The following is a 21,779-nucleotide window of genomic DNA, read 5'->3' as shown; positions in this document are numbered from 1 at the left end:
CATGCAGATGGCGACGACCCGCAGGGGATTTCTGGCAGCCGGGGCGGGGCTTACTTTGGGGCTGGTCTTGCCGCTGGGACGGGCGCGCGCGCAGGCGACCGCGATCGGTCCTTTCGCACCGAACGCCTTTATCCGCATCGGCTCGGATGATCTCGTGACCGTCCTGGTCAAGCATCTGGAAATGGGGCAGGGGCCCTATACCGGCCTTGCGACCCTTGCCGCCGAAGAGCTTGATGCCGACTGGTCACAGATGCGGGCCGAGGGGGCGCCCGCAGATGACGCACTTTATGCCAATCTCGCTTTCGGGGCGCAGGGGACGGGCGGATCGACCTCGATCGCTAACAGCTACATGCAGATGCGCAAGGCGGGGGCGGCGGCGCGAAGCATGCTGGTCGCCGCAGCGGCACAGGAATGGGGCGTGCCTGCAGCCGAGATCACAGTGAAGGCGGGGATCGTCTCGCATGCCCCTTCGGGGCGCAGCTCTGGCTTCGGGGCGCTTTCTCAGGCCGCGGCAACCCAGCCCGTTCCCGAGGACCCGCCAGTCAAGTCGCCAGCCGATTTCGTGCTGATCGGCAAGGACAGGCCCAAGCTCGACACACGGGACAAGACGGATGGCTCGGCCCAGTTCGCGCTCGATGTCTATCGTGAGGGGATGGTGACCGTCATCGTTGCCCGCCCGCCGAAATTCGGGGCCAGGGTCGCCAGTTATGATGACAGTGCCGCGCTTGCGGTAAAGGGTGTCGAAATGGTCAGGCAAATCCCTTCCGGGATTGCCGTCTATGCGGCGAACACCTTTGCCGCGCTGAAGGGCCGAGATGCTTTGTCGATCACCTGGGACGACAGCGAAGCCGAAACGCGGGGTTCGGCCGAAATGTTCGAAAGCTTCGCAAAAGCAGCGGCAGAGGGTGGCCAGACCGTCGAGGAACAGGGCGATCTATCCGCCATCTCCGGCGCGGCGAAGGTGATCGAGGCAGAATACCACTTTCCATACCTTGCCCATGCCCCGATGGAACCGCTGGATGTGGTGATCGAATTGAGCGATGGCAGAGCCGAACTTTGGTATGGCTGCCAGTTCCCGGCCTTTGACCGCCCCACGGTGGCGGCCACGCTTGGCCTGCCGGTCGATGCGGTCGCGATCAATGTTCTGCTGGCCGGTGGCTCCTTCGGGAGACGGGCGCAGGGTTCGGCACATCTCGCTGCCGAAGCGGCCGAGATCGCCAAGGCCGCCGGCCGGAACGGCGCCTTCAAGCTGGTCTGGACGCGCGAGGATGACATCCGTGGCGGCTATTATCGCCCGATGACCGTCCACCGCTTTCGCGCGGGGATCGATCAGCAAGGCAAGATCATCGGTTGGGAAAACACGATCGCGAACCAGTCGATCATGGTGGGAACGCCGATGGAGCCGATGCTGCAGGGCGGGCCGGACAATACTTCGTTCGAAGGATCGACGGGCCTGCCCTACCAGTTCGGCGCCCGCCGCATCGGCTGGGCGCGCATGGAAAGCCCGGTTTCGGTCCTGTGGTGGCGATCCGTAGGTCATACCCATACCGCCTATGCTGTCGAGACCTTCCTGGACGAAGTGCTAGAAGCGGCGGGAAAGGACCCGGTGGAAGGGCGGCTGGAGCTGCTTTCCCCTGAAGCCCGGCGCGAGCGCGGCGTGATCGAAAAGGTCGCCGAGATCTCGGGCTGGCAGGGACGGATGCATGACGGCAAGGGCTATGGCATCGCCTATGCGAAAAGTTTCGACACCTATGTCGCCCAGGTCGTCGAGGTCGAGGATCAGGGCGGTCGCCCTCGGGTCACGCGGGTCTGGTGTGCCGTCGATTGCGGCGTTGCGGTCAACCCGAATGTCATCCGGGCGCAGATGGAGGGCGGCATCGGCTATGCGCTTGGCACGGCTCTGCACAACCACATCACCCTTGCCCCGGGCGGCGAGATCGAACAATCCAACTTTCACGACTATCCCATGCTGAGAATGTCCGAGATGCCTGCCGTCGAGGTCGCGATCATCGCCAGCGATGCTGATCCGACAGGTGTGGGCGAGCCGGGTGTTCCTCCGCTTGCCCCTGCCATGGCGAACGCCTGGCGTGCGCTGAATGGCGAAGCGCGATATGTCCTGCCGTTCGGCGGGGCCATGTCATGAAAGCAGGATGGCTAGCGATGCTTGCCGCGATGTCGCTGGCCTCTGCTGCGGCGGCGCAGGACGATCTGTCCGGGCCCGAGGCATTCGCCGAAATCGCTGACGAACCTGCGCGATCCGCCGCGCTTTTCGAAGAGATGGGCAAGGTTCTGACCCATCCGCGCTGTCTCAACTGCCATCCCGTCACAGGCGGGCCAACGCAGGGCGACGAGATGCAGCCGCACATGCCCCCGGTCGTCCGAGGCGAGGCGGATTTCGGTGCGGCGGGGATGAATTGCAACGTGTGCCACGGGGCCGAAAACGTCGCGCTGACCTCTGGCCGTGGCAGCATTCCCGGCCATGAGCCATGGGCACTTGCGCCGTTGAGCATGGGGTGGGTCGGGCTGAGCCTTGGCGAGATCTGCGCGCAGATCAAGGACCCCGAGCGCAATGGCGGCAAGACGCTTGAGGAACTTCACGAACACAATGCCCATGACGGTCTGGTCGGTTGGGGATGGGCGCCCGGCGAAGGGAGGGAACCCGCCCCTGGCAGCCAGGAAATCTTCGGCGCACTGACACGAGCCTGGATCGACACTGGCGCGGTTTGTCCCGGCTAGGGCCGGACGGTTCGCGCGACATGGCGGCAGGAGACGACAGTTTTCGAGCGGTGAGCGGATCGACGTGATTGGCTTGGGCCGGCGCGGTCGCGCTCGATCCTGCGCGGGCGGCTGTTTCCTTGCTGGATGTTCGAGCTTCCGGCGCCAATCAGAAGCATGGCTTTTCCTGCAACTATTCTCGCGGCTTTTCCGTCCCATCTCGCCAAAGGGCTTCGGAGATCCGCATCATGCAGACTGTCATCCTTTATCTTGCCACCCTTGTGATCTTCCTGGCGATTGATATCGCCGGGATCAGCCTGATCATCCGGCCGGTCTTCGAGCGGCAGGTGGGTGAGTTGCTGGCCGATCCTTTTCGACTGGGCCCGGCCGTAGCCTTTTATGCAGCCTATATCGCCGGACTGCTCTATTTTGTCTCGCTGCCCGGGATCGGGCGGTCCGAGGGCGGCGCGATATTCTTGAACGGAATGCTTCTTGGACTCATGTGCTACGGCACATATGAATTCACAAATCTGGCGACATTACGGGATTGGTCGATCCAGCAGGTCGTGGTGGATACGATCTGGGGCGGGCTGCTGACCGGGTTCTCGGCCTGGGCAGGCGTTGCGGTTGCGCGCTGGCTGGCATGAGGGCGCTGGTGCTTGGCGCCACAGGCGGCATTGGTTCTGCCGTGGTGGCCGAGTTGCGTCGGCGGGGGACCGAGGTCACCGGATTGTCGCGACGAGACGGGTTGGACCTGACCCGGCAGGACAGTGTAATCCGTATGGCGAGAGCGCTTGAGCCGCAGCGTTTCGGGCTGATCTTCAACGCGATCGGTGCGCTGGAAATCGAAAGCCATGCCCCCGAAAAGACCATCTCGGCGATCCGGGCCGAGGGCATGGCCGCACAGTTTGCCCTGAACGCGACCGGAACTGCGCTGGCGCTGTCCCATTTCAGCCCGCTGCTGCAGCAACATGGGCCGGCCGTGTTTGCATCGCTTTCGGCGCGGGTCGGATCTATCGGCGACAATCGGCTGGGGGGATGGATCAGCTATCGTGCGGCAAAGGCCGCCCAGAACCAGATCCTGCGCACGGCCGCTATCGAACTCGCACGGCGCAACCCGCAGGTCATTGTCATCGCCCTGCATCCGGGGACGGTCCGCACCCGACTGAGCGCGCCATATGCCGTGCGCCACCCCACGATTTCGGCAGAAGTTTCCGCGCGCGGCCTTTTGGACGTGATCGCTCGGCTCACCCCCGAGGACAACGGCGGTTTCTACGACTGGCGCGGCGAACCGGTCGAGTGGTGACACGGGCCTAGCGGACGAGCCGTCGCGTCAGCCGCAGCGCCAGTGGATAGGGCAGAACGCGGAGCAGCTTGAAAAGAAAGGTCATGCGGCGTGGGAAATGGATCTCGAACCCGCGCGCATCCAGGCCCTTGATGATCCGTCGCCCGGCTTCGTTCGCGGCAATTATGCCGGGCATGTCGAAGTCGTTCTTTCGCGTCATTCGCGTATCGACGAAGCCCGGTGATATCAATCGGACATCGACTTGCGGCGCAAGTTCTGCGCGCAGCGTTTCAGCCAGGTTCGTGACCCCCGCCTTGGTTGCGGAATAGATCTGCGCCTGCGGTAGCCCGACATAGCCCGCGATCGAGCCGGTCAGCACCAATTGTCCACCGGGCCGCAACAGCGGCACCGCGGCGCGCACAAAGTTGAAAGTACCGGTCATGTTGACCTCGACGATCCGTGCCGCAAGCTCGGGGTCAACCTGCATGACCTGCCCGGGCTCATAAAGCGCGGCCAGGGTGATCGCGCGGTCAATCGACCCGCGGCTCGCGATGGCTTCGGCGGCGCGGCAAAGGCTTGCCGGGTCTGTGACGTCTGCCGGCAGCACCTCTGCTCCCCCGATCTCTGCCGCGATGCTTGCCAGGGCATCTTCCGAACGTGCCGAAAGGATCAGATCCGCACCATGGCCAGACCATTGGCGGGCAAGCTCCGCGCCGATCCCCTCCGAGGCACCCATGATCCAGATGCGCTGTTTCATCTGCGGGGACGATAACCTGATGCGGCCTCTGCATGGGCTAGGCGGTATTGCACGACATCGGTTCGACCGACCGAGAAAGAGGCCGCACAGGCCGAGAGATAGAAGCGCCAGATGCGAATGAAAGCCTCGTCAAAACCCATCGCCAGGATTTCGGCGCGGCGCGCGTCGAACCGGTCCAGCCACAGCGACAGCGTCCGGGCATAATCCAGGCCGAAGCCATGAGCCTCCTCGATGCGCAGGCCGGCCTTTTCTGCCTCGGCGCGAAACCGCGCTGGCGAAGGCAACATGCCCCCCGGAAAGATGAAGCTTCGGACCATGTCGCCGCCTTTCCGGTAGCGATCGAAATAGCGGTCGGCGAGAGTGATCGTCTGGATCATCGCGCGGCCCCGGTCGCTGAGGACCTGACCGAGCTTGCGAAAGTAGACCGGCCAGAAACGTTCGCCCACGGCTTCGAACATCTCGATCGACACGACATGGTCGAAGCGCCCCGTCTCGTCGCGATAGTCCTGCAGCGCAATTTCGGCCGTATCGCCAAGCCGATTGCGCGCATAGCTTGCCTGCTCGACCGAGAGGGTCAGGCCCTTCGCTGCGAAGTCGCCGCGCTGCAGCGCACGTTCCGCGAAGCCACCCCAGCCGCAGCCGATCTCCAGCAGCCGCCCAGACCCTGCTCCAAGCCCATCCAGGATGCGATCGTACTTGCGCCCCTGAGCGGCAGCCAGGTCATCATCGGGGCCAAAGATCGCCGACGAATAGGTCATCGTCTCATCCAGCCACAGCCGGTAGAATTCATTTCCCAGATCGTAATGCGACGAGATGTTGCGCCGAGAACCGGCCCGCGAATTGCGATTGAGCAGGTAAAGCACGCGCATGGCAAGCCGGTTCAGCCGCCCGCCATAGATGAACCGGTCAAGCGAGGCTTCGTTCAGCAGGCCAAAGGTCAGCAAACCGGTCAGATCGGGCGTGTCGTACCAGACGTCGCGATAGGCTTCGGTCAGCCCCACATCGCCCCGCGCGGCAAGCGCCGGAACCATGCGCCAGTCACGGATTTCAAGAACGGCTTGCGGCCCCGGCCGGTAGCCCGCAAAGTCGTGGACCACCCCGTCCGGCGTGGTCAGCCGCAGGCTGCCATGCGAAATGGCCTGCAGACTGCGAAGAAACTCATCCTGGATCTGTCGCTCAAACATCGCGGGCTCCGGTTTCGGCGGTTGCCTCGGATGATGTTACATCAAGCTGGGCGGGCTTTCTGCGATATCCTGCGCCGCGCAGGGCCAACCGGGCCGCCTGCCAATGGATCAGGCAGATGACCTTCTGGGCCTGGACCGGATGATGCAGCATGGCGCGGTTCAGGCTTTTTCGGTCGAGCGCGCGTGCAGGCCCGACCATCGAGGTGCGCAGCGTCGTTCCATCACCCGGAGAGAGCCAGTCCACCCAAGCGCCGAACCTGTCCGGTCCGTGGTCGAAGCGGAAGACATAACGCCCGTGTCGCGGCAGGAAGGGCGAGACATGGAAAAGCTTTTCCCCTTCGATCCGATCCGAAGCCATGATCACCCGGTTGTCGGTATGGCGCACGAGATAGGCGTGGCGTTCTCCGAACGTGTTCGACACTTCGGCCAGAACCGCGCGCAGTCCATGGTGGTCGCGCGCCAGCCAGAAACTTACCGGGTTGAATCCATATCCTAGGCTGCGTGGCATGGTGACCAGCGTGACGCGGCAATGGTCCAGCCCGGCCGGGGCAAGCCTTTCCCGCATGAAGCCGCGCAAATCCCTGCCGTCGCGCCAACCGTAGTCGCACGGGCGAACCGACCAGATCCCGCGCCTGTCGGGGCGCAGGGCAAGGGTCCCGCGCTCGAACTCTTCAAGCGGAAGGGCAATGTAGGTCGCGTCGTAACGAAATGAACGCGACAGCTTGCCGGTCCGACCATGCCAGATCGCACAATCGATCAATGCGCCATCCCAAAGATCCGCGCTCATGCCGACAAGACCCTTGGCATGGTCCATGGATCGGGCCCGAGTGGCCAGGCGATGCCCATCGACTGTGCGACACGAAGCGCCGAAAGCAGGCCGTCCTCGTGAAAACCGTAACGCGTCCAGGCCCCGGCGTGAAAGACGCCGCCACGACCCTGGATCGAGGGCAGTCGCGCCTGTGCCGCAATGGCGGGGGCATCGAACTGGGGATGTGCAAAAACGGCCTCGTCCAGGACATGAAGCGGTTCGAATTCGGGGTTCAGGGTCACGATCAGCGGGCGTGCGGTCCTGAGGTTCTGCAAACGGTTCATCCAGTAGGACAGGCTGATTGGTTGATCGGGCAGTGGCTGATCGTCACGGGTCACGTAGTTCCACGACGCCCAGGCAGTCTTGCGCCGCGGCATGAACCGGGGGTCCGAATGCAGGACCATTCGGTTCGGTCGCGTGGTGATGGCCCCCAGGATGTGCGCCTCGTCCGGGTCGGGTCGTTCAAGCAGGGCAAGCGTCTGTGGCGCGTGGGTGGCAAAGATCACCCGGTCAAATCGTTCTTCTCCACGTGGGCTCACGACCCGAACCATGCCGTCAGGGTCACGCCGGACACGATGAACCGGTGTGGCAAGCCGCACAGATCCGCGCAGACGGGACAAGATGGCGTCGACATAGCTGCGCGACCCCCCGTTGACCGTCAGCCATCGCGGCTGTCCGTTCACAGCCAGAAGCCCGTGATTGTCGAAGAACTGCACCAGTGGTCCCGCAGGAAAATCCAGCATCCGCGCCATCGAGGTGGACCAGATCGCGCCGGAAATAGGCAGCAGGAAGCGATCGCGGAACTCGTCGCCCAGGTTCAGCGCGCGAACCAGATCGCTGATGCTGCCGCCATGTTCTCGATGCGCGGGCGCCTCTCGGAAAAATCGAAGAATGTCGCGGATGAGCCGCCAGTGGCCGGCATCGACAAGGCACATGGGTTGGGCGAACAGCGCGCGGGTCGAGAAAGTACCATATTCGTACTTGCCCGCGCCGAAGCTGGCGGAAAAGGACATGTCGCTTTGTTCAAGGGCGACGCCAAGATGATCCATCAGGGAGACGAAAAGCGGATAGGTGCGCCGGTTGCAGACGATGAAACCGGTATCGACCTCGACGCCCTCGGCGCGGACTGTCCGGGCATGGCCCCCGGCTCGGCCCTCGGCCTCGAAAAGGACGATGTCGTGGTGATCGTCCATCAGCCATGCCGCCCCCAGCCCCGAAATGCCCGAGCCGATGATGGCAATTCGCAGCCTGCCTTCTTGTGCCATGGAATATCCGCTTTTCCGAAATGTCGTGCAGAGAATGCGGCGCGGGATGTTGGCTCCCCGCGCCGCGGGATCGGCCTTTATCAGCTTGCCGGCAGAAGCACGCCGTCGATGACGTGAACCACGCCGTTCCCGGCTGCCAGATCCGCCGCCGTTACCGTGACGGCATCGTTGATCATCACCTTGCCGTCCATCACCGACAGGCGCAGTCGACAATTGCCGATCGTGGTGACTTCGGCCATTCCGCCGCCCTGTTCCACGAGCCCAATGACATCGGCGGCCATCGCCTTGCTGGCGACAACATGACAGCCAAGGATTTTCTGCAATGTCTCGACATTTTCCGGTTTCAGCGCATCGTCCAGCGCGCCTTCCGGCAGCGCGGCGAATGCGGCGTCAGTCGGCCCGAAGACGGTGAAGGGGCCGGCGCCCGACAAGGTATCGGCAAGGCCCGCCGCGATGACCGCCTGTTCCAGCGTCTCGTGATCCTCCGAACCCGTGACGATCTCGACCACAGTGGCGGGCATGGAGCCATGCATGTCGGCCGTCGCGGCCACCGTGCTCAGCGAAAGGGCGACGGCCGCAGCCGCACCGAATTTAGCGAAAGTCATGTCAAACCTCCATTTTGACCAGTGATTTCCGAGACGGGACCGCGACAAGGGAAGTTGCACGCATCACGCGCTCGTGATCTTCTGGCGAGTGGGGTCGGCTGCTTGCGTGCCATCCGGGCTTGCGGCATCCTGCCCCTGACGAGGCGGAGCTTGAACAGATGACCGATGGATCATTGGAGTTGCCCGAATTGCTGGGCCGCACCGCCTTGCGTGACCGGGCGGCCTTCGCGAGGCTCTATGATCTGGCTGCTCCGAAACTTTTCGGCATTTGTCTTCGTATCCTTCGTGACAGGCAGGAAGCCGAGGACGCCTTGCAGGAAATTTTCGTCAAGATATGGTACAGCGCCGACCGCTACCTGCCGCATGTTTCGAGCCCGCAGGCATGGCTGAACACGGTCGCGCGCAACCATGCGATCGACCTGCTGCGGGCCCGCAAGCCCGGCGGCGGTACGATCGAAGAAACCGAGCCCGTTGCAGATAGTGCGCCGGGTCCCGAAGACCGGGCGATCCTGCGTTCGGAAGGGCGGCAGATCGACATGTGCATGTCCGAGTTGGCTCCGCCACGCGCCGAGGCCGTCCGCCTCGCCTATGTCGAGGGCGAAAGCTATCTCGAACTGGCCGAGCGATTTACCGTGCCTCTCAACACCATGCGAAGCTGGCTGCGACGCAGCCTGATCCAGTTGAGGGAGTGCCTGTCGCGATGATCGAAGAATCCGGCGCCCCCGATCCCGGCGACACCGCCACTGCGGGTGAATATGTTCTTGGCACCTTGCCCCATGCCGAAAGGCAGCGATTTCGCGCCCGGCTGGCGCGCGAGCCGCAATTGCAGGCCGAGGTGGAAAGGTGGGAGGCACATTTTGATCCGCTCTCAGAAGCGTTCGAACCTGTGACACCACCCGCTGGCGTCTGGTCAAGGATCGATCGGCGATTGTTCTCTGCATCGGCAAGCACTGTGCGTGCGGGGGTTGATCGGCTTTGGCGCTGGCTCGGCCTGGGGGCAAGCCTTGCGGCGGTCATGCTGGCCGGGGTGCTTTGGCTTGGCCCCGCGCACGAGCCCGAGGCGCCCAGCCTGTGGGTTTCCGACATGGTCTCGGCGGATGGGGCAGTGCGGCTGGCTGCGCTTTACGACGAAAAAAGCGGCGAGATGCGGGTTTCGGTCGGCGGCGCAGAACCTGCCGATGGACGGGATTTCGAGCTCTGGCTGATCCAGGGCGATCTCGCGCCGATTTCGCTCGGGGTCATGCCGCATCAGGGCCAGGCGGCCATGCCCATCCCGGATGAACTGCGCGAGCTGGTCGCCAATGCGACCCTGGCAATCACCGACGAGCCTGCCGGAGGAACGCCAACGGGCGTTGCGACCGGTCCCGTCGTCGCGGCGGCGCCTCTGCGCCGGATCTGAACGACCCGGCGAGGCCGCGCCCTGCGTAATTCGGTGATCGCCCCGAACGCGCCAGACTTGCCAAAGATCACCGAACCCGGTGGGAAATGCACGACTGGCACGACGTTTTCTCACGAATACAAGCCTCAAGTGGCAATCTCTTGTCACGGAAAGGGCCGCATTGCCTTGCTCCCCGGTTGTCAGACAGGCTAAGTGGTGGCTGGGAGCCCGGGCCGGTTGAACCGTCCGAGGATTGAGGGGATGTTTCAAGGAGGGCGCATGACAGCAGCCATTCAACTAAAGGCTGTGGACATCAGTTTTGCGGTCAAGGGAAAGCCGGTATTTCGAGCAGTGGCCGGAGCGGATCTGAGCGTAGGTCGCGGAGAATTCGTCGCGATTGTCGGACCGACCGGGTCGGGAAAATCCACCTTGCTGAATGCCGCGGCCGGCCTGCTTCGTCCTTCGGCCGGCGCGGTCGAAATAGACGGCAAGCAATTGTCCGGTCTTAATCGCAGCGCCGGTTACCTGTTTCAGGCGGATGCGCTGATGCCGTGGAAGACTTCGCGAGACAATGTCGCGATCTCGCTTGAAATCGAGGGCGTGCCCCGCCGTGAAGCCCTGGCGCGAGCGGATGAATGGCTGGTCAAGGTCGGTCTTCGCGGCTTTGGCGATCGGTATCCGCACATGCTTTCGGGTGGCCAGCGCAAGCGCGTGGCCATGGCACAGGTGCTGATCCGTGACCCCGAGATCCTGCTGATGGATGAGCCGTTCGGGCCGCTTGACGCGCAGACACGGCTGATCATGGGGGATCTTCTGCTTGAGCTTTGGCAACAGGATCGCAAGGCGGTGATGTTCGTCACGCATGATCTGGAAGAGGCGATCTCGCTTTCCGACCGTGTCGTGATCCTGTCGACGGGGCCGGATGCACGGATCATCGGCGATTTTCCGATCCCTCTCGAACGTCCCCGCGACGTATCCGAGATCAAGCTGACCCCGGAATTCCAGAACCTGCACAGGGACATCTGGCACATTCTCAAGGAGCAGGTGCTCAAAGCTTACGGTTACAGCACGGAGAAAACCGCCTGATGCGCAGATCTGTCCTTTTCCTTCTGCAGGCTCTCGTGGCGGTCGTCGCAGTCCTGTTCTGGTGGGTGCTCACGAATACTGCCCTGTTCGGCGATCCGGCACGAACGCAGTTCTTCTTTTCGACGCCCGGCGATGTTGCGCGCCAGATCCTTGCCTGGTTTGCCTCGGGCGACATCTGGTACCACCTCTGGATCACCTTGCTGGAAGCGGCTCTCGCCTTCGTGATCGGGACCGTCGCGGCGCTGATCCTTGGCTTCTGGCTTGCGCGACGGCCAGGGCTGGCCGCGGTGTTCGATCCTTATATCAAGGCCGCCAATTCGCTGCCGCGCGTGGTTCTGGCGCCGATCTTCACGCTTTGGTTCGGTCTCGGGATCTGGTCCAAGGTCGCCCTGGGCTTCACGCTGGTCTTCTTCATCGTGTTCTTCAACGTCTATCAGGGCGTGAAGGAGGTGAACCAGACCGTGCTGCAGAACGCGCGGATGCTGGGCATGACCGAGCGCCAACTGCTGCGCCATGTCTACCTGCCATCGGCGCTGACCTGGGTGTTCTCGTCGCTGCACATCTCGATCGGGTTTGCCGTCGTCGGGGCCGTGGTCGGCGAATATCTTGGATCGGCGGCGGGCCTTGGCTACCTGATCGCCCAGGCCGAGGGGATGTTCGATATCGCAGGGGTCTTTGCAGGCATGTTCGTCCTGTCGGGTTTCGTGCTTGTCATCGACTGGCTGGTCACTCTGGCCGAACGGCGCCTGCTGGTCTGGCGTCCCGACAGCCAGTCGCATCATTGATTTTTCGAGGGAGGAAAGACGTGAAACTGAAATACAGCATCATGGCCGGCATCTTTGCGATGGCGGCGGCGGGTTCGGCTCAGGCGGACACCGTCAAGATCGCCATCGGCGGATCGAGCTGCATCTGCTACCTGCCCACCGTCCTGGCCGAACAGCTTGGCAATTACGAGAAGCACGGGGTCGATGTGGAGTTGATCGACTTCAAGGGCGGATCGGCTGCGCTTAAGGCCGTTGTCGGTGGCAGCGCGGACGTTGTCTCTGGCTATTACGAGCACACCATCAGCCTGGCTGCGAAAAAGCAGCAACTGGCATCACTTGTCGTGATGGATCGCCTTCCGGGCCTTGCGCTGGTTGTCTCGCCCAAGAATACCGACACGATCAAATCGGTGGCGGACCTGAAGGGAAAGACGGTCGGCGTGACCGCTCCGGGCTCTTCGACGGACTTTTTCCTGAAATACATGTTGTCTCGCGAGGGGCTTGAGCCCGATGCCGCCTCAGTGGTCGGGGTCGGGCTTGGCGCCACGGCGGTCGCCGCGCTCGAGAAAGGCCAGATCGATGCAGTCGTGACGCTTGATCCCGCGATCTCGCAGCTGGGCAAGATGTATCCCGACCTGAACATCCTCGTCGATACCCGCAAGGAAGCGGATGCCCGCCATCTGTTCGGCGCCGATTATGCAGGCGGCGCGCTTTACACGCGCCAGGAATGGATCGACGCCCATCCCGAGGAAGCGCAGGCCCTGGCCGCGGCGCTTGTCGATACGCTGAAGTTCATTCATAGCTCGACGCCCGAGGAGATCGCGGCGAAGATGCCGCCCGAACTGGTCGGTGCGGATGTGCAGATCTATATCGACTCGCTTCAGAACAGCCTCGAGATGATTTCCGAAGATGGCGTGATGTCCCCCGAAGCGGCCAAGGCGGTTCTCGAGGTCATGAGCTTCAATTCGCCGGAAATCGCGGGCGCCAATGTCGATCTCGACAAAACCTACACGAACGCCTTCGTCGAGAAGGCAGCGGTTGCCTTGACGCAATAGACCATTTCGCTGCCCGGGCGGGGCTCGGGCAGCGTTTCTTATTGCAGAGCGACCAGAGACGGGCAGAGGCCCTGTCTGAGCCCTGCATTCCGGCCAAATTGTCCGTAAAAGAGCCATGTGTCAGGCACATAGGCGATATTCATCACGTACAAGGCATTCCCGGAAGCGCGATTTTCCCCATGATTTCGCAGTCGCAGCATAAGTGATAGATCCCGCCTATCAACTTCTCCGACTCAATCGATTTTACACCTGTCTGGCTGCTGCCTACGACAGGCCATCCGATTGACGAAAGGACGCGACATGGCGCTTATCAACACGAAAATTCGGCCCTTCAAGGCCCAGGCCTTCAAGCAGGGCAAGTTCATCGAGGTGACCGAAGCGGATGCGCTCGGCAAGTGGTCCGTCTTCTTCTTCTACCCCGCAGATTTCACCTTCGTCTGCCCGACCGAGCTGGGCGATCTGGCCGACCATTATGCCGAGTTGCAGAAGCTGGGCGTCGAGGTGTTCTCGGTCTCGACCGACACGCATTTCACGCACAAGGCGTGGCATGACAGCTCCGAGACCATCGGCAAGATCGGCTATGCCATGATCGGCGATCCGGTCGGCATCATCACGCGCAATTTCGACGCCATGCGCGAAGATCAGGGGCTGGCCGACCGCGCCACTTTCATCGTCGATCCCGACGGCGTGATCCAGGCCATGGAAATCACCGCCGAGGGCATCGGTCGTGATGCGAGCGATCTCGTGCGCAAGATCAAGGCGGCCCAGTATGTCCGCTCGCATCCAGGTGAGGTTTGCCCCGCAAAGTGGCAGGAAGGCGAGGAAACCCTGGCGCCTTCGCTCGACCTCGTCGGCAAGATCTGATGCGGATGGGCCGGAGATTGCTCCGGCCCGCCACTCCCTCTTTCGGAAAGGATGCGCCATGCTTGATGCGAACATGAAGACCCAGCTCAAGGCCTATCTGGAACGGCTGGTTCGCCCGGTCGAAATCACGGCCTATGCGGATGACGGTGCGAAATCGCGCGACATGCTGGCACTGCTTGACGATATTCGAGAACTTTCCGACAAGATTTCGGTCACGCGCGGGCAGAGCGACGAGCGCATCCCGTCCTTTGCGCTGACCTCTCCCGGACATGATATACGCCTGGCCTTCGCGGGCCTTCCGATGGGGCATGAGTTCACCTCGCTGGTGCTGGCTTTGCTTCAGGTCGGCGGCTATCCCCCGAAGGTCGAACAGGCGTTGCTGGACCAGATCCGCGCGCTGAAGGGTAGCTTCCGTTTCGAGACCTATTTCTCGCTGTCCTGCCAGAACTGCCCCGACGTCGTGCAGGCGCTGAACCTGATGGCCGTGCTGAATCCGGGCATAGAACATGTGGCGATTGACGGCGCGTTGTTCCCGTCGGAAGTCGAAGCGCGGCAGGTCATGTCCGTGCCGATGATCTTCCTGAATGGCGAAAGCTTTGGGGCCGGGCGGATGGGCGTCGAGGAAGTCCTGGCCAAGATCGACACCGGCGCATCCGCGCGCGCGGCCGAGACCATCAACGCCCAGGCACCTTTCGACGTGCTGGTCGTGGGTGGCGGCCCGGCCGGGGCGGCCGCTGCGGTCTATGCTGCGCGCAAGGGCATCCGCACGGGTGTCGTCGCCGAGCGTTTCGGGGGGCAGGTGCTCGACACCATGGCGATCGAGAACCTGATCTCGGTTCCCCATACCGAGGGCCCCAAGCTGGCCCGTGCGCTGGAAACCCATGTGCGCGATTATGATGTCGAGATCATGAACGGTCAGCAGGCCAGCAAGCTGGAAGAGATCGCAGGCGGATTTCGTGTCACGCTTGCCTCGGGCGCGGCGCTGACGGCGTCTTCCGTGATCCTCTCGACCGGCGCGCGCTGGCGGCGCATGGGCGTGCCGGGTGAGGATCGGTATCTGAACAAGGGCGTGGCCTTCTGCCCGCATTGCGATGGCCCGCTTTTCAAGGGAAAGCGCATCGCCGTGATCGGAGGCGGCAATTCTGGTGTCGAGGCGGCAATCGACCTGGCCGGTCTGGTCGCCCATGTAACGCTGATCGAGTTCGACAAGGTCTTGCGCGCCGATGACGTGCTGCAACGAAAGCTGCGCAGCCTGCCGAATGTCACGGTTTTGACCAATGCGCGCACGACCGAAGTGCAAGGCGATGGCAGCCGTGTCTCGGGCTTGGCATATGAAAACCGGGTGACCGGCGAGATCGTCGAACTGGCGCTGGAAGGGATCTTCGTCCAGATCGGACTGGTGCCGAATACCGAATGGCTGAAGGGAGTGGTGACGCTGTCGGCGCGCGGCGAGATCGTGACCGACGGTCATGGCGCAACTTCGTTGCCGGGTCTTTTCGCGGCAGGTGATTGCACCACCGCACCCTACAAGCAGATCGTGATCGCCATGGGCGAAGGGGCCCGCGCCTCGCTGGCGGCCTTTGACCACCTGATCCGCCTGCCCGTGGGTGAAAAGGCCGCGTGAGCCGCGTGACATGAAACTGCGGGATCTGGAATATCTGGTCGCACTGGCGGAACAGCAGAATTTTCATCGCGCCGCAGCAGTCTGCGGCGTGAGCCAGCCGACGCTGTCGGCGCAGATCCGCAAGTTCGAGGACGATCTGGGCCTTGTCCTGTTCGAACGATCGCCCCGCAACGTGTCGCTGACCCCAGCGGGCGGCGTCATCCTTGCACGTGCCCGACGGGTGCTCGACGAGGTCGCCCAGATGCGGGTCGAGGCCGATAATCTGAGAAACCGTCTCACGCCCAGCCTGCATCTGGGCGTATTTCCCACGCTCGGGCCCTATCTCCTGCCTCATGTCGTGCCGCAGTTTCTGAGACGCTTTCCCGGCGTCGAACCGATGCTGACCGAGGAGAAAAGCGAGGTTCTTCTGCGCAAGCTGGTCGAAGGAAAGCTGGACGCGGCTCTGCTTGCTCTTCCGGTGACCGACAGTCAGCTGGCAGGTCGGCAACTTTTCGAAGAACCATTCCGCCTTGCGGTGCCCCGCACCCACCCGTTGGCCGGTCACAAGGGCGCGATCAACCCGACCGAGCTTGCTGGCGAGAAGCTGATGCTTCTCGACAAGGGGCATTGCCTGCGCGATCAGGCGCTGGCCCTGTGCCGGGATATCGGTGCGCTCGAATATGACGATTTCCGTGCAACGAGCCTTGAGACATTGCGCCAGATGGTGGTTGCCGGAGTGGGTGTCACATTGCTTCCGGAAATGGCCTGCCGGCCGGCCGATGACCTTGTGGCGTTGCGCTTTGCTTCGACCCAGTTTCGGCGCCGGATCGGGCTGTTCTGGCGCAAATCGACAAGCCAGACGGCGCTGATGCAAGAACTGGCGGATCTGATCGCCGAAACGGCCTCTGCGCAATTGGACAAGTGTTTTGACTCAACAACTTGAGATCTTTTCTTGAGTTGCGGACGGTGCCGCGCGTTGTCGTAGCCGGATGCAACGATCACGCCGGGCGGGAAAGGATTGGCACGCATGTGAAATCCGCTAGGTCGCTGCCGGGGCTCGGGTTAAGCATGAGCGGCAAATAGACCTGCTCCGAGGCGCAACATGACGAATGGCTCATCCACGGTGCGGGAAGGGGAAACTCCAGACAGGGAATATCCGACGCTGGCCGAAGCGGTGCGGGTTTGGGCGCGCATCGCGCTTTTGTCATTCGGGGGGCCGGCCGGGCAGATCGCGGTGATGCATCGCATCATCGTCGAGGAAAAGCGCTGGATCGGCGATGATCGTTTCCTGCACGCGCTGAATTTCTGCATGTTGCTTCCCGGCCCCGAGGCGCAGCAGCTTGCGACCTATATCGGCTGGCTGATGCATCGGACATGGGGCGGGCTCGTCGCGGGGCTGCTGTTCATTCTGCCCGGAGTCGTCACGATCATGGCGCTGAGCTGGATCTATGTGGCCTACGGAGACGTGGGATATGTCTCGGCGCTGTTCTTCGGGCTCAAGGCGGCGGTTCTGGCGATCGTCCTGCAGGCCGTGGTGCGCGTCGGTCGCAGGGCCCTGAAGAATGATGCGATGCGCATGATCGCCGCCCTCTCCTTCGTCGCGATCTTTGCCTTCGATGCTCCTTTTCCGCTGATCGTGTTGGGTGCCGGGCTTATCGGCTTTCTGGGCGCGCGGGCTGGCTTGAGGGCATTTCAGCCGGCGGGCGGCCATGCTGCATCCGGCTCGGGGCATGTCGCGGACAGAACGACCTTGCTTGGGGAAGAGATGGCCGCGCTTCCTCGCGCGGCGCGCCGATCGGCGCTGGTCGCGGGTGCGATTGCGCTGGTTTTGTGGCTGCTGCCGGTCGCAATGCTCGTGCTGCTTGGCGGGCAGGGAAATGTCTTCGCCGATATCGCGGTCTTCTTCTCGAAGATGGCGGTGGTGACGTTTGGCGGGGCCTACGCGGTGCTGGCCTATGTCGCGCAGGAAGCCGTGGGAACCTATGGCTGGCTCGCGCCCGGCGAGATGCTGGACGGACTGGGAATGGCCGAGACGACGCCCGGGCCGCTTATCATGGTGCTGCAGTTCGTGGGTTATCTGGGTGCCTTCCGGCAGGCGGGCTGGGACAGTGCGGCGCTTGCAGGTGCCTTGGGCGGGTTGCTGGCCACCTGGGTCACCTTTGCCCCCTGCTTCGCCTGGATCTTCCTGGGCGCACCCTACATGGAGCGGCTCAGGACGAACAGGGCGCTGTCATCGGCGCTGACGGCGGTGACGGCGGCCGTTGTCGGTGTCATCCTGAATCTTGCGATCTGGTTCGCGCTGCATGTGATCTGGCAAGACGTGCGGCTTTTCGAAGCTGGCCCGCTGGCAATCGAACTGCCGGTGCCAGGCTCGATCGACTGGGCCTCTGCCGTGTTGGCGGCCCTTGCACTGATTGCCGTTTTTCGCCTGAGGCTGGGCATGGCGCATGTCCTTGCCGGATCTGCGCTGCTGGGCGTCATCCTGTATCTGCTGGGCGTGATCTCCCCCGCCACCGCTTGAACCGAGGCATCGGGGGCTGATCATTTCCCTGGTCTGATGCTCAGCTGCTTTTCGAAGAACAGGTCGGGATAGGGATCGTCGTTGAAACGCGCGATCTCGGTCCATCCAGAATTGCGGTAAAGCGCCACCGCCTCGGGCAGCGCGCTGTTCGTGTCCAGACGCAGCACCCCGATCCCAAGGGAAACGGCCGCTTCTTCGAGCCTTTTCATCATGACCCGCGACACGCCAAGACCACGGGCAGAAGGGGCAACCCAGACCCGCTTGACCTCGGCATACCCCTTCTCTGTTCCCTTGAGCCCGGCACATCCCACCGGCAAGCCGTCTGAAACGGCAAGCAGGAAGCTGCCGCGCGGGCGCATCATGTCCCGCGCTTCGGGATCACATGACAGGCTGACTTCGAAGCCCTGGTGCAAGCGCTGGGACAGCTCGGCGTAATAGGCCGTCAGGCAAAGCTGCGCATCCGGAGCGGCGGGGTCTACCTCTTGCACCACGATCCGATCCCGGCCCAGGGTTGTGGCCACGATATCCATTGCTGCCAGAAGCCGTTCCCGAGAGTTATGTTTTCCCAGGATTTGGGCGGCCTGTGCATCCGAAAGCGCCTCGTAGGCGTCATGTTCCTGCTGGCCTGCCGGGGTCAGTCTGACCCGCCGTCGACGGTTGTCGCCCTGATCGGTTTCCAATTCGATCAACCCCTCGGCCTCCAGCCCTCGCAGGAGCCGGCTCATCAGCCCTGAATCGAGCCCAAGATAGGCGCGAATCTCGGCAACCTCGGCCATTCCCCCGCCGACGGCGTTCAGGACCCTGGCCGGCCCAAGCGGTCGACCACGCCCAAGAAACGAGTTGTCGAGCAGCCCGACCTCGGAGGTGACGGCCCGGTGAAACCGGCGGATGCGGGAAATGGGGTCAGCAATCATCATGCACCTGATGGATGTTTCCTGACTTTAGTCAGGCAAATGGGCGATGCGCGCAAGGGCTGAAATGCAGGCCGCGGCATTTCAAAGAGCTTCGGGTTCAGGGCGTGCCGGGAAGCACGGGGGTCTAAGCCCCTTCGATCCGATTTGTCCGGATCTTATGGATCGGCGATCTGCGCATCCAAGGATCGCCACGCATGTCGCGGGATCGGCTCAAATTTCTGTTTTTCATTGATTTTGCAAGGCGGGTTTGGTTCGCATCGTGCCTTTTCTTCAGACAAAGCCAGATTGATGATAGCCATGATTTGTGCTATATGATGATCGTAGCCCGGTAGCGACATCTTCTCGACGGGCATTCAGCAAGCACTGACATCGCAGGCTCCAGAAGCGCATTTTTCCAACCGACCGAAGCTTCTTCGGCGGTCATTGATTATTGGGCGGTTGCCCCGCCCGAGCGAATGGGAGGTGGCCTTGAGCATTCCAACTACCCCCGGCGTCATCATCCGCGAAATCGCAAGTGGAGCACGGTCGATCGCCGGAGCGCCCACCTCGATTGCGGCCTTCGTGGGCGGCTTTGCCCGAGGGCCGCTGAACACTCCGATGCGGATGTTCACGCAGGGCGACTTCAGCAACATCTTCGGCGGCGTCTCGGCAGATTGGCCGACAAGCTTCGCCGTCTCGCAATTCTTCATCAATGGCGGCGGCCAGTCATGGGCGGTTCGAGTCAGTCCGAATGCCGAAGCCGCTTCGGTGACGATCCAAAGCGTCGATGGCAACGCGGTGCTGCGTGCCACGGCGGGCATCCAGGTCGCCGGTGTCTCGCGCGATGATCCGGGTGAACATGGCAACAATCTTCGACTGGACGTCGACTACAGGACCGCCGATCCGGCGACCCAGTTCAATCTTTCCGTCTCGGAAATCAGGGTGAATGACGGCATCGAACAGGCGGTTCGAACCGAGATATTTCGCAATCTGACGATCACGGCGGGACCGCAGAACGCGCTGGCGGTGGTCAATGACGGATCGTCCCTGGTGCAGCTGTCCCGCGATGGCGGCTGGCCCGAGGAACTGCCAGCCGCGACGGGATACTATTCCGATGCGATCACTCCGGCAAACCTGGCGGCCGTCGCGGCTGGGGATTACGATCTCACGCTGGATCTGGGAACGGGCGCCCAACCCGTGACCGCGACATTCGCTGCACCGCCGGCAACCGTGGCCGCTGCGGCCTCGGCACTGCAGGGCGCAATCCGCAATGCCTATCCTGCGGATCGGCTATTCGCGCAGGCAACCGTGACGGCGGAAGGTGACAGGATCCGCATCGCAGGCGGCAGAAGTTCGCCCGACTGGAACGCCAGCACCGTGATTGCGATTGCCGATGTAGGCCCCGATACGCTGGTCGCGACACTCAATCTCGATGCTGCCTCGGCAAGCGCGAATGTCGAGCAATATTCTTCGGGGGCGACCCTGCCTGCCGGGTTTGTTGGCGCAGTCACTGCGGGGGATGACGGGGACCCAGCGGACGCGGCGGAACTGCGCGGAGATCGCGGCGCGCGCACCGGCTTCTATGCGCTCGACGACGCCGGCGATTTCAACATGCTGCTGATCCCCGAAGCATCCGATCTTGGCGATACGGCCGATCTTTCCTCGGTGATGGCGGCGGCCTTGACCTATTGCATCGAGAAGCGCGCGATGCTTTTCATCGATCCGCCTGCTGCGATCGATACCATCCCCGAGGCCGAAAACTGGCTGGAGGAGATAGCCAATGCCGGGCTCCGCTCGGGTAACAGTGTCTCGTACTATCCCCGGGTTCGCGTCCCCAATCCCGATGACGACAATCGCCTGATCACGGTGGCGCCATCGGGATCGGTGGCGGGCATATGGGCGCGCACGGATGGCGCGGTGGGGGTCTGGAAGGCGCCGGCGGGAACGACCGCCTCGCTCAGGAACGCGCCCGCGCTCGACCATGTGATGACCGATGCAGAGAACGGGATCATCAATCCGCTGGGCCTGAACGCGCTGCGAAACTTCAGCATTCCGGGCAACGTGGTCTGGGGCGCGAGGACGCTGAATGGCGCGGATCGACTGGCGATCCAGGATTCCAAGTATGTCCCGGTGCGGCGCATGGCGCTGTTCGTCGAAAGCTCACTGTTCGACGGGCTGCAATGGGCGGTGTTTCAGCCCAATGCCAGCCCGCTCTGGACCGAGATCCGGGCCGCGGTGACGTCCTTCATGCAGCAATTGTTCCGCCAGGGGGCCTTCCAGGGCAATTCGCCCTCGGATGCCTTCATCGTGCGCTGCGGGCCCGACACCACCACCCAGGCCGACATCAATGCCGGCATCGTCAACGTCTTCGTGGGCTTCGCGCCGCTGCAACCGGCCGAATTCGTCATTGTCAGCCTGCAGTTGCAGCTGCAGGCGGCGCAGGCCGCATGAGGGAGGAAATGACATGACCCAGCTGAACACGGCCGGTCAGCGCGTTATGCCTTATGCCGGCTACAAGTTCCGCATCAAGGAGATCGGCGGCGACTACATGTTCGCCGTGAACAAGGTCTCGGCGCTCAGCCGCAGCGTCGAGGTGATGGAATATCGCGAGGGCGGCGATCCCTCGCTGATGCGCAAATCCCCCGGCCAGGCGAAATACGAGGCGATCACCCTGGAACGCGGGGTGACCAACAATACCCAATGGGAGGAATGGGCCAACAAGGTCTGGACCTATGGCGCGGGCCTGGGCGGCGAGGTCTCGCTGGCCGATTTCCGCAAGGATCTCCAGCTCGAAATCATGAACGAGGCCGGCCAGATCGTGCTGGTCTACAAGATCTATCGCTGCTGGGTCTCGGAATGGCGCGCCTTCCCGGATGCCGATGCCGGCAGCTCGTCCTTTGCCATCCAGTCCGTCAAGCTCGAGAACGAAGGCTGGGAACGCGACGATCAGGTCGAAGTCCCGGCCGAGCCACGCCTTGGTGCCGCTGCGAGGTGATGCC

At 62.9% G+C, this 21,779-nt stretch carries 21 protein-coding genes; 15 read left to right on the top strand and 6 right to left on the bottom strand.

From position 1 onward, the window contains the following. Position 1: 1 nt before the first annotated feature. The 4 genes from RGQ15_RS21640 to RGQ15_RS21625 all read left to right on the top strand — a co-directional run bounded on the left by RGQ15_RS21640 (position 2) and on the right by RGQ15_RS21625 (position 4,021). Entirely contained in the window at positions 2-2,143 is a 2,142-nt protein-coding gene (locus RGQ15_RS21640) for a xanthine dehydrogenase family protein molybdopterin-binding subunit (protein WP_311162971.1), read from the top strand. Positions 2,144-2,160: 17 nt separating this feature from the next. Then, on the top strand, positions 2,161-2,736 hold the full coding sequence (locus RGQ15_RS21635) for an Isoquinoline 1-oxidoreductase subunit (protein WP_311162970.1): 576 nt from the start codon (positions 2,161-2,163) through the stop codon (positions 2,734-2,736). A 227-nt stretch (positions 2,737-2,963) separates the two neighbouring features. Next, positions 2,964-3,362 carry a DUF2177 family protein gene (locus RGQ15_RS21630; RefSeq protein ID WP_311162969.1) on the top strand — a complete coding sequence of 133 codons (399 nt, stop codon included), beginning with the start codon at positions 2,964-2,966 and terminating at the stop codon, positions 3,360-3,362. 8 nt (positions 3,363-3,370) lie between these two features. After that, positions 3,371-4,021, top strand: a complete 651-nt coding sequence (locus tag RGQ15_RS21625; protein ID WP_311162968.1) for an SDR family NAD(P)-dependent oxidoreductase — start codon at positions 3,371-3,373, stop codon at positions 4,019-4,021. A gap of 7 nt (positions 4,022-4,028) precedes the next feature. Here RGQ15_RS21625 and RGQ15_RS21620 read toward each other — a convergent pair whose 3' ends face one another. The 5 genes from RGQ15_RS21620 to RGQ15_RS21600 all read right to left on the bottom strand — a co-directional run bounded on the left by RGQ15_RS21620 (position 4,029) and on the right by RGQ15_RS21600 (position 8,619). Continuing rightward, positions 4,029-4,757, bottom strand: coding sequence for an SDR family NAD(P)-dependent oxidoreductase (locus RGQ15_RS21620; RefSeq protein ID WP_311162967.1), 729 nt, complete (start codon positions 4,755-4,757; stop codon positions 4,029-4,031). Further along, positions 4,754-5,941, bottom strand: a complete 1,188-nt coding sequence (locus tag RGQ15_RS21615; RefSeq protein WP_311162966.1) for a cyclopropane-fatty-acyl-phospholipid synthase family protein — start codon at positions 5,939-5,941, stop codon at positions 4,754-4,756. Before RGQ15_RS21615 ends, RGQ15_RS21620 begins: the two co-directional genes overlap by 4 nt. Further along, a complete protein-coding gene (locus RGQ15_RS21610) occupies positions 5,934-6,755 on the bottom strand; it encodes a DUF1365 domain-containing protein (protein ID WP_311162965.1) in 822 nt (273 codons plus the stop codon). Before RGQ15_RS21610 ends, RGQ15_RS21615 begins: the two co-directional genes overlap by 8 nt. After that, complete coding sequence (locus RGQ15_RS21605) at positions 6,725-8,014, bottom strand: NAD(P)/FAD-dependent oxidoreductase (RefSeq protein ID WP_311162964.1); 1,290 nt, start codon at positions 8,012-8,014, stop codon at positions 6,725-6,727. The genes RGQ15_RS21610 and RGQ15_RS21605 overlap by 31 nt, the downstream gene beginning before the upstream one ends. Positions 8,015-8,094: 80 nt before the next feature. Continuing rightward, a complete protein-coding gene (locus RGQ15_RS21600) occupies positions 8,095-8,619 on the bottom strand; it encodes a fasciclin domain-containing protein (RefSeq protein ID WP_311162963.1) in 525 nt (174 codons plus the stop codon). 158 nt (positions 8,620-8,777) lie between these two features. Between RGQ15_RS21600 and RGQ15_RS21595 the strand changes: the two genes are divergently transcribed. The 9 genes from RGQ15_RS21595 (at position 8,778) to chrA (ending at position 17,887) form a co-directional block, all read left to right on the top strand. Continuing rightward, a complete protein-coding gene (locus tag RGQ15_RS21595; RefSeq protein WP_311162962.1) occupies positions 8,778-9,323 on the top strand; it encodes a sigma-70 family RNA polymerase sigma factor in 546 nt (181 codons plus the stop codon). Continuing rightward, positions 9,320-10,018, top strand: coding sequence for an anti-sigma factor (locus RGQ15_RS21590; RefSeq protein WP_311162961.1), 699 nt, complete (start codon positions 9,320-9,322; stop codon positions 10,016-10,018). Before RGQ15_RS21595 ends, RGQ15_RS21590 begins: the two co-directional genes overlap by 4 nt. Before the next feature lie 258 nt (positions 10,019-10,276). Beyond that, the gene (locus RGQ15_RS21585; RefSeq protein WP_311162960.1) at positions 10,277-11,083 is read left to right on the top strand and encodes an ABC transporter ATP-binding protein; all 807 of its coding nucleotides are present in this window, start codon (positions 10,277-10,279) and stop codon (positions 11,081-11,083) included. After that, a complete protein-coding gene (locus tag RGQ15_RS21580; protein WP_311162959.1) occupies positions 11,083-11,868 on the top strand; it encodes an ABC transporter permease in 786 nt (261 codons plus the stop codon). The genes RGQ15_RS21585 and RGQ15_RS21580 overlap by 1 nt, the downstream gene beginning before the upstream one ends. Before the next feature lie 20 nt (positions 11,869-11,888). After that, entirely contained in the window at positions 11,889-12,899 is a 1,011-nt protein-coding gene (locus RGQ15_RS21575; protein ID WP_311162958.1) for an ABC transporter substrate-binding protein, read from the top strand. Between the two features lie 300 nt (positions 12,900-13,199). Continuing rightward, the gene (gene ahpC / locus RGQ15_RS21570) at positions 13,200-13,763 is read left to right on the top strand and encodes an alkyl hydroperoxide reductase subunit C (protein WP_311162957.1); all 564 of its coding nucleotides are present in this window, start codon (positions 13,200-13,202) and stop codon (positions 13,761-13,763) included. A gap of 58 nt (positions 13,764-13,821) precedes the next feature. Further along, a complete protein-coding gene (ahpF, locus tag RGQ15_RS21565) occupies positions 13,822-15,387 on the top strand; it encodes an alkyl hydroperoxide reductase subunit F (RefSeq protein ID WP_311162956.1) in 1,566 nt (521 codons plus the stop codon). A gap of 10 nt (positions 15,388-15,397) precedes the next feature. Continuing rightward, complete coding sequence (locus RGQ15_RS21560) at positions 15,398-16,309, top strand: LysR substrate-binding domain-containing protein (RefSeq protein WP_311162955.1); 912 nt, start codon at positions 15,398-15,400, stop codon at positions 16,307-16,309. A gap of 159 nt (positions 16,310-16,468) precedes the next feature. Then, the gene (gene chrA, locus RGQ15_RS21555) at positions 16,469-17,887 is read left to right on the top strand and encodes a chromate efflux transporter (RefSeq protein ID WP_311162954.1); all 1,419 of its coding nucleotides are present in this window, start codon (positions 16,469-16,471) and stop codon (positions 17,885-17,887) included. Positions 17,888-17,907: 20 nt separating this feature from the next. Here the strand turns inward: chrA and RGQ15_RS21550 are convergent, their stop codons facing one another. Then, positions 17,908-18,804, bottom strand: coding sequence for a helix-turn-helix domain-containing GNAT family N-acetyltransferase (locus RGQ15_RS21550; protein ID WP_311162953.1), 897 nt, complete (start codon positions 18,802-18,804; stop codon positions 17,908-17,910). 465 nt (positions 18,805-19,269) lie between these two features. Here RGQ15_RS21550 and RGQ15_RS21545 point away from each other — a divergent pair, with 465 nt between their 5' ends. Together RGQ15_RS21545 and RGQ15_RS21540 are read left to right on the top strand one after the other, a co-directional pair. Then, entirely contained in the window at positions 19,270-21,231 is a 1,962-nt protein-coding gene (locus tag RGQ15_RS21545) for a phage tail sheath subtilisin-like domain-containing protein (RefSeq protein ID WP_311162952.1), read from the top strand. Between the two features lie 13 nt (positions 21,232-21,244). Beyond that, complete coding sequence (locus tag RGQ15_RS21540; RefSeq protein ID WP_311162951.1) at positions 21,245-21,775, top strand: phage tail protein; 531 nt, start codon at positions 21,245-21,247, stop codon at positions 21,773-21,775. Positions 21,776-21,779 lie beyond the last annotated feature (4 nt).

The organism is Paracoccus sp. MBLB3053, assembly GCF_031822435.1.
Classification (GTDB): domain Bacteria; phylum Pseudomonadota; class Alphaproteobacteria; order Rhodobacterales; family Rhodobacteraceae; genus Paracoccus; species Paracoccus aurantius.
Note: the sequence above shows the minus strand (reverse complement) of the source record. Positions and strands in the feature narration are given on the sequence as shown.

What these genes read in the sequence shown, in the direction of transcription:
- ahpC (WP_311162957.1), top strand. Translation starts at nt 13,200, where the DNA reads ATGGCGCTTATCAACACGAAAATTCGGCCCTTCAAGGCCCAGGCCTTC.
- chrA (WP_311162954.1), top strand. Translation starts at nt 16,469, where the DNA reads ATGACGAATGGCTCATCCACGGTGCGGGAAGGGGAAACTCCAGACAGG.
- RGQ15_RS21610 (WP_311162965.1), bottom strand. Translation starts at nt 6,755, where the DNA reads ATGGACCATGCCAAGGGTCTTGTCGGCATGAGCGCGGATCTTTGGGAT.
- RGQ15_RS21615 (WP_311162966.1), bottom strand. Translation starts at nt 5,941, where the DNA reads ATGTTTGAGCGACAGATCCAGGATGAGTTTCTTCGCAGTCTGCAGGCC.
- RGQ15_RS21580 (WP_311162959.1), top strand. Translation starts at nt 11,083, where the DNA reads ATGCGCAGATCTGTCCTTTTCCTTCTGCAGGCTCTCGTGGCGGTCGTC.
- RGQ15_RS21560 (WP_311162955.1), top strand. Translation starts at nt 15,398, where the DNA reads ATGAAACTGCGGGATCTGGAATATCTGGTCGCACTGGCGGAACAGCAG.
- RGQ15_RS21595 (WP_311162962.1), top strand. Translation starts at nt 8,778, where the DNA reads ATGACCGATGGATCATTGGAGTTGCCCGAATTGCTGGGCCGCACCGCC.
- RGQ15_RS21630 (WP_311162969.1), top strand. Translation starts at nt 2,964, where the DNA reads ATGCAGACTGTCATCCTTTATCTTGCCACCCTTGTGATCTTCCTGGCG.
- RGQ15_RS21585 (WP_311162960.1), top strand. Translation starts at nt 10,277, where the DNA reads ATGACAGCAGCCATTCAACTAAAGGCTGTGGACATCAGTTTTGCGGTC.
- RGQ15_RS21635 (WP_311162970.1), top strand. Translation starts at nt 2,161, where the DNA reads ATGCTTGCCGCGATGTCGCTGGCCTCTGCTGCGGCGGCGCAGGACGAT.
- RGQ15_RS21600 (WP_311162963.1), bottom strand. Translation starts at nt 8,619, where the DNA reads ATGACTTTCGCTAAATTCGGTGCGGCTGCGGCCGTCGCCCTTTCGCTG.
- ahpF (WP_311162956.1), top strand. Translation starts at nt 13,822, where the DNA reads ATGCTTGATGCGAACATGAAGACCCAGCTCAAGGCCTATCTGGAACGG.
- RGQ15_RS21620 (WP_311162967.1), bottom strand. Translation starts at nt 4,757, where the DNA reads ATGAAACAGCGCATCTGGATCATGGGTGCCTCGGAGGGGATCGGCGCG.
- RGQ15_RS21605 (WP_311162964.1), bottom strand. Translation starts at nt 8,014, where the DNA reads ATGGCACAAGAAGGCAGGCTGCGAATTGCCATCATCGGCTCGGGCATT.
- RGQ15_RS21540 (WP_311162951.1), top strand. Translation starts at nt 21,245, where the DNA reads ATGACCCAGCTGAACACGGCCGGTCAGCGCGTTATGCCTTATGCCGGC.
- RGQ15_RS21590 (WP_311162961.1), top strand. Translation starts at nt 9,320, where the DNA reads ATGATCGAAGAATCCGGCGCCCCCGATCCCGGCGACACCGCCACTGCG.
- RGQ15_RS21640 (WP_311162971.1), top strand. Translation starts at nt 2, where the DNA reads ATGCAGATGGCGACGACCCGCAGGGGATTTCTGGCAGCCGGGGCGGGG.
- RGQ15_RS21550 (WP_311162953.1), bottom strand. Translation starts at nt 18,804, where the DNA reads ATGATGATTGCTGACCCCATTTCCCGCATCCGCCGGTTTCACCGGGCC.